The organism is Streptomyces sp. NPDC079141 (genome assembly GCF_040686775.1).
Lineage (GTDB): Bacteria > Actinomycetota > Actinomycetes > Streptomycetales > Streptomycetaceae > Streptomyces.
On record NZ_JBFBLP010000007.1, the window covers coordinates 335522 to 348437 of the forward strand.

At 71.1% G+C, this 12916-nt stretch carries 10 protein-coding genes; 8 read left to right on the plus strand and 2 right to left on the minus strand.

What is annotated here, in order from left to right; translation table 11 throughout:
* Positions 1 to 183: 183 nt before the first annotated feature.
* The 5 genes from AB0Q90_RS21770 to fdhD are packed head-to-tail and all read left to right on the plus strand — an operon-like array spanning position 184 to position 6640.
* A complete protein-coding gene (locus AB0Q90_RS21770) occupies positions 184 to 1155 on the plus strand; it encodes a 2-dehydropantoate 2-reductase (RefSeq protein WP_363159819.1) in 972 nt (323 codons plus the stop codon).
* A 19-nt stretch (positions 1156 to 1174) separates the two neighbouring features.
* Positions 1175 to 3094: a molybdopterin-dependent oxidoreductase gene (locus AB0Q90_RS21775; RefSeq protein ID WP_363159818.1), complete on the plus strand. Its 1920-nt coding sequence runs from the start codon at positions 1175 to 1177 to the stop codon at positions 3092 to 3094.
* Positions 3095 to 3099: 5 nt separating this feature from the next.
* Positions 3100 to 4917 (plus strand): NADH-ubiquinone oxidoreductase-F iron-sulfur binding region domain-containing protein, encoded by a 1818-nt coding sequence (locus AB0Q90_RS21780; protein ID WP_363160080.1) that lies wholly within the window; start codon positions 3100 to 3102, stop codon positions 4915 to 4917.
* Positions 4914 to 5774: a 2Fe-2S iron-sulfur cluster-binding protein gene (locus AB0Q90_RS21785; RefSeq protein WP_363159817.1), complete on the plus strand. Its 861-nt coding sequence runs from the start codon at positions 4914 to 4916 to the stop codon at positions 5772 to 5774. Before AB0Q90_RS21780 ends, AB0Q90_RS21785 begins: the two co-directional genes overlap by 4 nt.
* A gap of 17 nt (positions 5775 to 5791) precedes the next feature.
* Positions 5792 to 6640, plus strand: a complete 849-nt coding sequence (fdhD, locus tag AB0Q90_RS21790; RefSeq protein WP_363159816.1) for a formate dehydrogenase accessory sulfurtransferase FdhD — start codon at positions 5792 to 5794, stop codon at positions 6638 to 6640.
* A gap of 236 nt (positions 6641 to 6876) precedes the next feature.
* Here fdhD and AB0Q90_RS21795 read toward each other — a convergent pair whose 3' ends face one another.
* Positions 6877 to 7401 (minus strand): isochorismatase family protein, encoded by a 525-nt coding sequence (locus AB0Q90_RS21795; protein WP_363159815.1) that lies wholly within the window; start codon positions 7399 to 7401, stop codon positions 6877 to 6879.
* 120 nt (positions 7402 to 7521) lie between these two features.
* On the opposite strand from AB0Q90_RS21795, the gene AB0Q90_RS21800 reads away from it, so the two are divergent.
* On the plus strand, positions 7522 to 8745 hold the full coding sequence (locus AB0Q90_RS21800; protein ID WP_363159814.1) for a DUF4185 domain-containing protein: 1224 nt from the start codon (positions 7522 to 7524) through the stop codon (positions 8743 to 8745).
* On the opposite strand, the gene AB0Q90_RS21805 is transcribed toward AB0Q90_RS21800, so the two are convergent.
* Entirely contained in the window at positions 8681 to 9721 is a 1041-nt protein-coding gene (locus AB0Q90_RS21805; protein WP_363159813.1) for a bile acid:sodium symporter family protein, read from the minus strand. The genes AB0Q90_RS21800 and AB0Q90_RS21805 overlap by 65 nt on opposite strands.
* Before the next feature lie 134 nt (positions 9722 to 9855).
* On the opposite strand from AB0Q90_RS21805, the gene AB0Q90_RS21810 reads away from it, so the two are divergent.
* Together AB0Q90_RS21810 and AB0Q90_RS21815 are read left to right on the plus strand one after the other, a co-directional pair.
* A complete protein-coding gene (locus AB0Q90_RS21810; RefSeq protein ID WP_363159812.1) occupies positions 9856 to 10719 on the plus strand; it encodes a LysR substrate-binding domain-containing protein in 864 nt (287 codons plus the stop codon).
* A 285-nt stretch (positions 10720 to 11004) separates the two neighbouring features.
* Positions 11005 to 12831 carry an AMP-dependent synthetase/ligase gene (locus tag AB0Q90_RS21815; protein ID WP_363159811.1) on the plus strand — a complete coding sequence of 609 codons (1827 nt, stop codon included), beginning with the start codon at positions 11005 to 11007 and terminating at the stop codon, positions 12829 to 12831.
* Positions 12832 to 12916: the final 85 nt, after the last annotated feature.

The window sequence follows — 12916 nt, forward strand, 5'->3', positions numbered from 1 at the left end:
CACGGGAGTTGAGAAGCCGACACGTCGACCGTATGCGGTGAACGGTATCCAGCGCGCGACGAACGGTCGCCCTGTCCAAACTCTTGCCGCCCCAACGAGCATACTGTAGACAATATTTCGTCGACAGCGTTTCGACGGTGCGCCATCTCCTCGGTATCCCTCGACCGAACGGAGCTACCCCGTATGAAAGTCGCAGTTCTCGGCGCCGGTGCGATCGGCGCCTATGTCGGCGCCGCGCTCCATCGCGCGGGCGCCGAAGTGCATCTCATCGCCCGTGGACCGCACTTGGCGGCCATGAGGCGGCACGGCGTGCGGGTCCTCAGCCCGCGCGGCGACTTCACCGCCGCCGCACACGCCACCGACGACCCGGCCGAGGTCGGCCCGGTCGACTTCGTCCTGCTGGGCCTGAAGGCCAACTCGTACGCGGCGTGCGGGCCGCTGATCGAGCCCCTGCTCAAGGACACGACGGCGGTGATCGCCGCCCAGAACGGCATCCCCTGGTGGTACTTCCACCGGCACGGCGGCCCCCACGACGGTCATCGTGTGGAGAGCGTGGACCCCGGCGGCGCGGTCAGTGCGGTGCTCGCGCCCCGGCGGGCCGTCGGATGTGTCGTCTACGCGGCGACCGAGCTCGAAGGACCGGGCATCGTACGGCACTTGGAAGGCACCCGGTTCTCCGTCGGCGAGCCCGACCGCAGTGTGTCCGAGCGCTGCCTGGCCTTCAGTGAGGCCATGATCGCGGGCGGCCTGAAGTGCCCGGTGGAGCCCGATCTGCGCAACGACATCTGGCTCAAGCTGCTCGGCAACATCTCCTTCAACCCGATCAGCGCGCTGGCCCGCGCCACCATGCGGCAGATGTGCCTGCACGGCGGCACCCGCAAGGTGATCGAGACCATGATGGCCGAGACGCTCGCCGTCGCCGAGGCCCTCGGCTGCAAGGTCGGGGTCTCCATCGAGCGCCGGATGGCCGGCGCCGAGCGGGTGGGCGACCACCGCACCTCCACGCTCCAGGACCTGGAGCGCGGCAAGCCGCTCGAACTCGACGTCCTCCTCGCAGCCGTCGTCGAGCTGGCGGAGATCACCGGCGTGGAGGTGCCCACCCTGCGCACCGTGCACGCCATCTCGGACCTGCTCGCGCTGAGGAGCGCCGCATGAGTCGCACAAGGAGCGCCGCATGAGGAAGCGTCAACCGAAGACGTACACCCGGCTCACCCACCCGCTCGTCAGGGACTCCCGTGACGAGCCCTTCAGGCAGGCCGGTTGGGACGAGGCCCTGGACCGCGCCGCCCGCGGCCTGGACCGCAACCGCAGCGCGTTCGGCATGTTCTCCTGCGCCCGCGCCACCAACGAAATGAACTACGTGGCCCAGAAGTTCGCCCGCGTGGTGATGGGCACCAACAACGTCGACTCCTGCAACCGCACCTGTCACGCCCCGAGCGTGGCGGGCCTGTCGGCGGCCTTCGGCTCCGGCGGCGGAACGTCGTCGTACGAGGAGATCGAGCACACCGACGTCATCGTGATGTGGGGCTCCAACGCCCGCTTCGCGCACCCGATCTTCTTCCAGCACGTGCTGAAGGGGATCAGGAACGGCGCCCGGATGTACGCCGTCGACCCGCGCCGGACCTCCACCGCGGAGTGGGCGGAGAGCTGGCTCGGTCTGAACGTCGGCACCGACATCCCGCTGGCGCACGCGATCGGCCGCGAGATCATCCACGCGGGCCTGGCCAACGAGGCGTTCGTCGAGCGGGCCACCAGCGGCTTCGAGGAGTACCGGGCGCTGGTCGAGCCGTGGACGCTGTCGCTGGCCGAGAAGGTCACGGGCGTACCGGCCGCCGCCATACGGGAGTTGGCGCACGCCTACGCCCGCGCCGAGCGTGCCCAGCTGTGCTGGACCCTCGGCATCACCGAGCACCACAACGGCACCGACAACGTCCGCGCGCTGATCAACCTCTCCCTGCTGACCGGCCATGTCGGCCGCTACGGCTCGGGGTTGCAGCCGCTGCGCGGCCAGAACAACGTCCAGGGCGGCGGCGACATGGGCGCCATCCCCAACCGGCTGCCCGGCTTCCAGGACATCCTCGACGCCGACGCCCGGCTGAAGTTCGAGTCGGCCTGGGACACCGTCATCCAGCCGCACTACGGATGGAACCTGACGGAGATGTTCGAGGCGATGGAGGAGGGCACGCTCAAGGCGGTCTACTGCATCGGCGAGAACCCGGCCCAGTCGGAGGCCGACAGCGAGCAGGCGGTACGCCGGCTCAAGGCCCTCGACTTCCTGGTCGTCCAGGACATCTTCCTCACGAAGACGGCAGAGCTGGCCGACGTCGTCCTGCCCGCGACCGCCGGCTGGGCCGAGACCGACGGCACGACCACCAACAGCGAGCGGCGGGTGCAGCGCGTCCGCCGGGCCGTGACCCCGCCCGGCGAGGCCCGCGAGGACATCGACATCCTCTGCGACCTGGCGGCACGCCTGGGCCACGAGTGGAAGTACGCCGACGCCGAGGCCGTCTGGAACGAGCTGCGGTCGGTGTCGCCGGACCACTACGGGATGACGTACGAACGACTGGAGGCGTACCAGGGCATCCAGTGGCCGTGCCCCAGCACCGACGGGATCGAACCGACCTATCTGCACGGCCGGTTGTGGGATCCCGACCCGGCCGAGCGGGGCATGCGGGCGCCGTTCGGACTGGTGCAGCACGATCCGCCGGTCGACCTCACCGACGAGACGTACCCGATCCGGCTGACCACCGGCAGGCGGCTCGACTCCTACAACACCGGGGTGCAGAGCGGGGGTTACGCCTCCCCGCTGCGGCGCGGCGAGTACATCGAGCTGTGCCCGGAGGACGCCGAGCGCTACGGCGTGGTGGTCGGCGAGGAGGTGCGGATCTCCTCGCGGCGCGGATCCGTGACCGCGCCGGTGTGGGTCGACACCGCGCTGCGGCCCGGACTGGCGTTCATGACCATGCACTTCCCCGACGAGGTGGACACCAACCAGCTGACGATCGAGGCCAACTGCCCGATCGCGGGGACCGCGGAGTTCAAGGCCTCGGCGATCCGCATCGAGAAGCTTCCCGTGGCGACCATCGTGAGGTGACGCAAGTGGACCTGCACTTCGGCGACAGCAAGCCGACGGACGACGAACGGGCGGCCGTGGACGCCCTGTTGGGGCCCCCGGAGTCCTCCTGGGAGGGCGCGGACCGTTCCGACGCCGACCTGAGGTGGGCGCGCGGCGGGCGTGCGGCCCGGGACCGCCGCGACCTGCTGTTGCCGGGGCTGCACGCGATCAACGACCGGATCGGCTGGATCAGCGAGGGCGCCCTCGACTACCTGTGCCGGCGGCTCACGGTACCGCCGGCGGAGGCGTACGGCGTCGCCACCTTCTACGCGATGTTCTCGGTCAAGCCCCGCCCCGCGACCGTGCTCCACGTCTGCACGGACCTGGCGTGCGCGGCGGCGGGCGCGGCCGAACTGTGCGCGGGCGTCGAGGCGGGCCTCGGCCCCGGCGTCCGCGTCGAACGCAGCCCCTGCCTGGGCCTGTGCGAGCGGGCCCCGGCCGCCCTCGCGATCAGGGCAGGCGATCCGGTGCGTACGGCCGTGTCGGCGCCCGCGACCGTGCGCGAGGCCGTCCTCGCGGCGAGCGCGCCCGACTCCGCGCCCGAGGAGCCGCCTGCGGCGATGGCGGTGCCCCAGACAGGGGACCCGTCCTTGACCTTGCTGCGGCGCGTCGGCGTCGTCGACCCCTCCTCCCTCGACGACTACCGCGCCCACGGCGGCTACACCGCCCTGCGCCGGGCCTTCGAGCTGGGCCCGGCCGGAGTCATCCGTGAGGTCACCGACTCGGGCCTGGTCGGGCGCGGCGGCGCCGCCTTCCCCACCGGCCGCAAATGGCAGGCGACGGCGTCCCAGCCCGACCACCCGCACTACCTCGTCTGCAACGCCGACGAATCCGAGCCGGGCACCTTCAAGGACCGCGTGATCATGGAGGGCGACCCGTACGCGCTGGTCGAGGCGATGACGATCGCGGCGTACGCGACCGGCGCGCACCAGGGCTACCTGTACCTGCGCGGCGAGTACCCGCGCGCCCTGCACCGCATGGAGCACGCCATCGCCCAGGCACGCGCGCGCGGTCTGCTCGGCGACGACGTCCTCGGGCAGGGATACGCCTTCGACATCGAGATCAGGCGCGGTGCGGGCGCGTACATCTGCGGTGAGGAGACGGCGCTGTTCAACTCCATCGAGGGGTACCGGGGCGAGCCGCGCTCGAAGCCGCCGTTCCCCGTGGAGAAGGGACTGTTCGGCAAGCCGACGGTGGAGAACAACGTCGAGACGCTGGTCAACGTGCTGCCGATCCTGACGACGGGCGCACCGGCGTACGCCGCGATCGGCACGGAGAAGTCCACCGGGCCGAAGCTGTTCTGTGTGTCGGGGAGCGTGCAGCGGCCCGGCATCTACGAGCTGCCGTTCGGCGCGACGCTGGGCGAGCTGCTGGAGCTGGCCGGGGTCCGTGAAAACCTCCGCGCGGTCCTGCTCGGCGGCGCGGCGGGCGGCTTCGTACGCCCGGACGAACTGGACATCCCGCTGACCTTCGAGGGCACGCGGGAAGCGGGCACCACGCTCGGCTCGGGGGTCGTGATGGCCTTCGACGACAGCGTGCCCCTGCCCCGCCTCCTGCTGCGCATCGCGGAGTTCTTCCGCGACGAGTCGTGCGGGCAGTGCGTGCCGTGCCGGGTCGGGACCGTGCGCCAGGAGGAGGCTCTGCACCGGATCGTCGAGCGCACCGGTGCCGCGGCCGCCGACGACATCGCCCTGCTCAGGGAGGTCGGCCGCGCGATGCGAGACGCCTCGATCTGCGGTCTGGGGCAGACCGCGTGGAACGCCGTGGAATCCGCCATCGACCGCCTGGGGGCGTACGAATGACCGTGACACCGCTGGGGATCCCCCGCCGACTGCTGGAGTTCCGCATCGACGGCCAGGAGGCCCGGGTCCCCGAGGGCTCGACCATCCTCGACGCGTGCCGGGCGGCCGGGAAGGACATCCCGACGCTCTGCCAGGGCGACACCCTCACACCCAAGAACGCCTGCCGGGTCTGTGTCGTCGAGGTCGAGGGATCCCGGACGCTCGTCCCGGCCTGCTCCCGCAAGGCGGAGCCGGGCATGGAGGTCCGCACCGACACCGAGCGCGCCCGGCACAGCCGCCGCATCGTCCTGGAGCTGCTGGCCTCCTCGGTCGACCTGTCGACGACCCCGCGGGCCGCCGAGTGGATCAAGGAGTACGAGGCGAAGCCGGACCGCTTCGGCCCGGACGCGGCCCGTCTGAACGAGGAACCGAAGGTCGACAACGACCTGTACGTGCGCGACTACGACAAGTGCATCCTCTGCTACAAGTGCGTGGACGCCTGCGGCGACCAGTGGCAGAACACCTTCGCGATCTCGGTGACCGGGCGGGGCTTCGACGCCCGGATCGCCGTGGAGCACGACGCGCCGCTCACGGACTCCGCCTGTGTCTACTGCGGCAACTGCATCGAGGTGTGCCCGACGGGGGCGCTGTCGTTCCGGTCGGAGTTCGACATGCGGGCGGCGGGTACCTGGGACGAGTCGGCGCAGACCGAGACGACCACGGTGTGCGCGTACTGCGGAGTGGGCTGCAACCTCACCCTCCACGTGCAGGACAATGAGATCGTGAAGGTCACCTCGCCGCACGACAACCCGGTGACCCACGGCAACCTGTGCATCAAGGGCCGCTTCGGCTATCAGCACGTGCAGAACCGGAACTGATCGGGACTGGTGGGGACATGGGACGAGTCACGGAACGACGCAAGGTGATCCGCATCCGGGACGGGGCGGTCTCCACCCGGCCGGACACACTCGTCGCCGAGGAGCCCCTGGAGATCCGGCTGAACGGCAAGCCCCTCGCGATCACCATGCGCACGCCCGGCGACGACTTCGCGCTCGCCGCCGGGTTCCTGGTCAGCGAGGGGGTCCTCGGTGCCTCTTCGGAGCTGCAGAACATCGTGTACTGCGCGGGCGCCACCGTGGACGGCTCGAACACGTACAACGTGGTGGACGTGAGGACCGCTCCCGGCGTGACGATCCCCGACATCACCCTCGAACGGAACGTCTACACGACCTCGTCCTGCGGCCTGTGCGGCAAGGCCAGCCTGGACGCCGTCCGTACGACGGCCCGCTGGCCGATCGCCGACACGCCCCCGGTCCGCGTCGACGCCGAGCTGCTCGCGAGCCTCCCCGACCGGCTGCGCGCCTCCCAGCGGGTCTTCGACCGCACCGGCGGTCTGCACGCGGCGGCCCTGTTCGCCGAGGACGGCGAGCTGCTCGACATACGGGAGGACGTGGGCCGGCACAACGCGGTCGACAAGCTGGTCGGCCGCGCCCTGCAGAACGGCGACCTGCCGCTGTCCCGCACGGTCCTGCTGGTCTCGGGCCGCGCCTCCTTCGAGCTGGCCCAGAAGGCCGTGATGGCGGGGATCCCGGTGCTGGCGGCGGTCTCGGCACCCTCGTCGCTGGCGGTGGACCTGGCCGCGGAGACCGGGCTGACCTTGGTGGGCTTCCTGCGGGGCACCTCCATGAACGTGTACGCGGGCGAGCACCGGATCGCCCTGCGGGCCGCGGCCGCCCAGGGCTGACCCGGCTCCCCGCGACACGGCGGCGGGACCCTCGCAGGCGGGGAGCGCCCCCTGCGCCGCGGGGGTCCCGCTTGTACTGGTCGGTCGCCTGCGGGGCGCCCTATGCCGGTGTCGAGACGGCGATCGTGCTCAGCGCTGCGCGCCTCCGCGCGTTCGCCGTCTCGACACCGGCGCGCCCCTCCGGCTCCCTCCCGGCCGGTGGCGTGGGGACAGTGGGCGTTGGTGGGCCTGTGCCGTCAGTTGGTGAATCTCACTGCCGCCGCCGGTACCACTGTGCCCAGCCTTGGGAAGTCCAGGCGTACCGATGCCTCGTGCTCTGCTGCTGTGAAGGCGGCCATGGCGTTCTCCACGAAGACCAGGTCGTAGCCGAGGTCGCCGGCCGCTCGGGCGGTGGACTCCACGCCCAGGTTGGTGGCGATGCCGCCGAACACGATGGTGGTGACGCCGCGTTGGCGCAGGAGGTCGTCCAGGCCGGTGCCCTGGAAGCCACCGATGGTCCGCTTCACGATCTCCAGGTCTCCGTCCTGCGCCAGGCCTTCCGCGAGTGAACTGCCGGGCGGCTGCTCGGTGACGCCCGGCCGTTCGACCCTGATCAGCACCACCGGCGCGCCCGCCGCACGGAAGGCGGACGCCAACTCCGCGCAGGCGGTGAGCACTTCCGTGCCCTTCCGGGGTTCCAGGGGCAGCGCGACGATGCGGTCCATCAGATCGACGAGGACGAGAGCGGTGCGCGCGGGATCGAGTGCGAGAGGTGCGGTCATGACGGAACGTTAGCCCCCGTCAGCCGTCCGTACCGGACATCCGGATCAACTGGGCCGTGAATCGGCCGCGTTCGGAGGCCCCATGGACCAGGTGCGCCCGGGCCACTAACGTCCCGGAGCGTGCCCGACGACGCACGAGCACGACAGCGCACGGGAACGGGGATCGGCCTGCTGCTGGCCCTGGTTCTCGGCGCCGTGCTGCTCACCGCCTTCCCGGAGGACGACGAGGGGGGTGGCGCCTGCCCGGCCCGTACTGTGCGGGCCTGGTCGGCCGACGAGCGGCTCACCTCGGAGTTCGCGCGGTACGGCGACGACGCGTCCCGCACGGACGACTGGACCGGCGGCGACGGCACCCACTCGGTGCGGCTGCCGGACGGGCGGGTGCTGTGGCTGTTCTCGGACACCTATCTCGGCCAGGTGTACGGACCTCCCAACCCGGTCGGCGAGTCGTACGCCTGGCGGGACTCGACGGCGCCGCTGGTGCGCAACTCGGCCGTGGTGATGCGCGACGGGCGCCTGGAGAGCACTCTGCCCGCGCCCCTCTTCCCCGATCCGGCGCCGAACCAGTGGCGCTGGCCGGTCGCGGCCCGGGTCGAGCCGCGCTCCCCCGGCTCCTCGGAGCAGGTGCTGCGGGTGCTGCTGTGGGTGCGGACAGCGGGCTCGGCGCCGTGGATCTACGGGGTCCCCACCGCCACCGAGGTCGCCACGCTCTCCCTGCCGGACCTACGCGTGGAGTCGACCGTCAAGGTCTTCGACCAGCAGCTCGTCACCGATCCGTCCCGGCGCGTGCTGTTCGGCACGACGCTGGTCCGGGAGGGCGGCTGGACGTATGTCTTCGGCGGCGACGACGGCCAGGCCGCGTCCCGTCCTGCCTCGCACGCGTATGTGGCCCGGGTGCCGGAGGGCGGGCTCGCCGATCCCGCCGCGTGGGAGTACTGGGACGGCTCCGGGTGGGCGGCCGGTGTCCGCCCGCGTCCCGTGCTCGGGGACGGGCGGAGTACCGGCGTGGGCAGCGCGTTCTCGGTGGTGCGGGACAAGGACACGTATGTGCTGTTCACCATGGCGGCGGGCAGTGCGGGGCTGACCACCGTGACCTCGTACTGGGCGTGTGCGCCGACCGGGCCCTGGTACGGGCCGACGAAGGACTTCAGCCCCTCGCTCCCCCAGGGCCGGGTGGCCGCGTACAACCCGCAGACGCATCCGGACCTGAGCGGCGGCGGACGGCTGGTGCTCAGCTACGACGTCAACTGGCTGGAGACGGACGGCGCGGCGGCGCAGCTCAGCCGGAACGTGTCCCTGTACCGACCGCGGTTCGTGACGCTGCGGCTGGCGGCTGCGGGGTGATCTCCTCGACGGGGTCGTGGGACCGGCGCTTGGCGATCACCGCGCACACCATGAGCTGCATCTGGTGGAAGAGCATCAGCGGGAGCACGGCGAGGGAGGCGTGCGCGCCGAACAGGACGCTGGCCATGGGCAGTCCGGAGGCGAGGGACTTCTTGGAGCCGGCGAACTGGATGGCGATGCGGTCCTCGCGGTTGAACCGCAGGGCCTTGGCGCCGTACCAGGTCAGCAGGAGCATCACGGCGAGCAGGACGGCCTCGACGGCGAGCAGTCCGGCCAGCCGGAGCGGGCTCACCTGGTGCCAGACGCCCTGGACCATGCCCTCGCTGAACGCGGTGTAGACGACGAGCAGGATCGAGCCGCGGTCGACCAGCCCGAGGACCTTCTTGTGCCGGGCGACGAAGCCGCCGATCCAAGGGCGCAGCAGCTGACCGGCGAGGAAGGGCACCAGCAGTTGCAGCACGATCTTCAGCAGCGAGTCGGCGGAGAACCCGCCGCCGCTGTTGCCGAGCAGGGCGGCCGCGAGCAGCGGGGTGAGGACGATGCCCACCAGCGAGGAGAAGGAGCCCGCGCAGATCGCGGCGGGCACGTTGCCGCGGGCGATCGAGGTGAACGCGATCGACGACTGGATGGTGGACGGCACCAGCGTCAGGAACAGCAGGCCCTGGTAGAGCGGGTCCGTGAGGAACACCGGGACGAGCCCGCGCGCGGCCAGGCCGAGCAGCGGGAACACGAGGAACGTGCAGGCCAGGACGGTGACATGGAGCCGCCAGTGCTTGAGCCCGTCCAGTGCCTCACGGGTGGACAGGCGGGCGCCGTACAGGAAGAAGAGGAAGGCGATCGCGGCCGTGGAGGCGCCGGAGGCCACATCGGCCGCCGTCCCGCGGGCCGGCAGCAACGCGGCGAGGCCGACCGTCCCGAGGAGCAGGAGGATGTAGGGGTCGATCGGCAGCCGACGCGGCCATCGCAGGCGTTTCACTGTGCTCCACACTTCGCTGTACGTCCGGTTCCAGGGGGCACGGTCGTGCCCTCTCCATCGTCCTCCGCGCCCTCGCGATCGGGAATCCGGCATACCACTCTGACTGTCATCGCGTTCCGCGATAACCTGGGGATGTGTACGACCCCTCCCACCTGCGCACTTTCCTGGCGGTCGCGCAGACCCTGAGCTTCACGCAGGCCGCCCGGCGGCTCGGTCTGCGGCAGTCGACGGTCAGCCAGCACGTACGGCGCCTGGAGGACGCGGCCGGCCGGCAGCTGTTCACCCGGGACACACACTCGGTGGAGCTGACCGAGGACGGCGAGGCGATGCTCGGCTTCGCCCGGCGGATCCTGGAGGTGCACGAGCAGGCGACGGCGTTCTTCACGGGCACCCGGCTGCGCGGCCGGCTGCGCTTCGGCGCCTCGGAGGACTTCGTCCTGACCCGCCTGCCGGAGATCCTGGAGGGTTTCCGGTACGACCATCCCGAGGTCGACCTGGAGCTGACGGTCGAACTGTCGGGCACCCTGCACGAGCAACTGGCCGCCGGGAAGCTGGACCTGGTGCTCGCCAAGCGCCGCCCCGAGGACGCGCGCGGCGAGCTGGTCTGGCACGACCGGCTGGTGTGGATCGGCGCGGAACGGCTGCGCCTGGACCCCGACCGGCCGGTGCCGCTGATCGTCTTCCCGCCGCCGGGCATCACCCGGGCGCTCGCCCTGGAGGCGCTGGAGCGGCAGGGGCGCGAGTGGCGGATCGTGTGCACGAGCGGCAGCCTCAACGGTCTGATCGCGGCGGCCCGGGCGGGCCTGGGCGTGATGGCGCACTCACGCGGTCTGATCCCGCCGGGGCTGGTGCGGATGCCGGAGCGCTCGGGGCTGCCGGAGCTGGGCCGCGTCGACTTCGTCCTGGTCCACGGCCGGCGCCGTACGGCCGCCCAGAGCGCGGCGGCCGCGCTGGCGGCGGCGATCCTGGCGGGCGGGGACCGACTGCACCGGCGTTAGTGCGTGACGTTTTCGGCCGCGTTGACGCTGACCGTAGAGAGACCTGCGACCCGGGTCGTCGAGTCGTACAGATTCGGTGGAGATTACGCCACCGAAACTTACTGAACCGTCAGTTTTCTGTCCGACCCTTCCGCAGATGAGCGCATTTTCCTTCGCTGACCTGTGCGGACGTGAGCGCTGCTCGCCTTCCGACCCCCTCCCGCCCCGTCGAACGGTGGGGTAGCTTTCACGGCGCTGTGCGGAGCGTCACAGGCGAACCGGGACACGAGGAGCGGGGAGCGGGGTTTGCGCGAGTTCACCAACCCTCCGTTGGCGTTGGCGCCGCCGGTGGGCGGCCTGGCCGACGTCGTGTTCCGGCACGCCCAGGAAGACCCTCAGCGCATCGCACTCGGGCGCAAGGACGAGGCCGGGCAGTGGCGGGACGTGACGGCGGCCGAGTTCCGCGACGAGGTGCTGGCCCTGGCCAAGGGCCTGCTCGCCCGTGGTGTCCGGTTCGGCGACCGGGTCGCGATCATGTCCCGCACCCGCTACGAGTGGACCCTCTTCGACTTCGCCCTGTGGACCATCGGCGCCCAGGTGGTGCCGATCTATCCGACCTCCTCCGCCGAGCAGTGCTTCTGGATGCTGTACGACGCGGAGGTGTCGGCGGCGGTCGTGGAGCACGAGGACCACGCGATGACCATCGCCACGGTCATCGACCGGCTGCCGCAGCTGCGCGAGCTGTGGCAGCTGGACTCGGGCGCCGTGCAGGAGCTGTACGACGCGGGCGCCCACCTCGACGACGAGGTGGTGCACCGGCACCGCCAGGCGGTCACGCCCGACTCGCTCGCGACCGTCATCTACACCTCGGGCACCACGGGCCGCCCCAAGGGCTGTGTGCTCACGCACGGCAACTTCATGTACGAGGCGGACACCGTCATCGAACGCTGGGAGCCGGTCTTCCACTCCAAGAAGGGCGACGAGGCGGCGACCCTGCTCTTCCTGCCCCTCGCGCACGTGTTCGGGCGCATGGTGCAGGTCGCCGCCATCCGCGGCCGGGTCCGCTTCGGCCACCAGCCGCAGATGAACGCGGCCGCCCTGTTGCCGGACCTGGCCGCGTTCAGACCGACGTTCTTCCTCGCCGTGCCGTACATCTTCGAGAAGGTCTTCAACGCCGCCCGCCGCAAGGCCGAGAAGGAGGGCAGGTCCGGCGCCTTCGAGAAGGCCGTCGACGTCGCCGTGAAGTACGCGGACGCCATGGAGGCCAAGGCCTGGGGCATCGGCCCCGGCCCGTCGGCGGCCCTGCGCATGCAGCACCAGCTCTTCGACAAGCTCGTCTACGGCAAGATGCGGGCCGCAATGGGCGGGCGCATCCGGCAGGCGATGTCCGGCGGCTCGGCGATGGACCGCCGGCTCGGCCTGTTCTTCGCGGGCGCGGGCGTGCACATCTACGAGGGCTACGGCCTGACCGAGTCCACGGCGGCGGCCACCGCCAACCCGCCCGAGCGCACCCGGTACGGCACCGTCGGGCAGCCCATCCCCGGGATGACCGTCCACATCGCCGACGACGGCGAGATCTGGCTGAACGGCGGCAACGTCTTCCAGGGCTATCTGAACAACAAGAAGGCCACCGACGAGGCGCTGCACGACGGCTGGCTGGCCACCGGCGACCTCGGCGCCCTGGACGAGGACGGCTACCTCACCATCACCGGCCGCAAGAAGGAGATCCTGGTCACCTCGGGCGGCAAGAGCGTCTCCCCCGGTGTGCTGGAGGAGCGGGTGCGCGACCATCCGCTGGTCGCCCAGTGCATCGTCGTCGGCAACGACCGCCCGTACATCGCGGCCCTGGTCACCCTGGACCACGAGGCCGTGGAGCACTGGCTGGCCATGCGCAAGAAGCCGCAGCTGACCGCGGCCGAGCTGGTGCGCGACGCCGACCTGGAGACGGAGGTGCGGCGCGCGGTGGTCGCCGCCAACACGCTCGTCTCACAGGCCGAGTCCATCCGCACGTTCCGGATCCTCGCCCAGCCCTTCACGGAGGAGCACGGCCTGCTGACGCCGTCGCTCAAACTGAAGCGCAAGGCGATCGAGAACGCCTACGCGAACGAGGTCGAGGCGCTGTACCGCGCGTGACACCCGTCCCATCCGGTCGATTCTCCCGTCAGGAATGCATCACGGCGCGTGATCGTTGACGATGGGAGTACCACCTGACGACAAC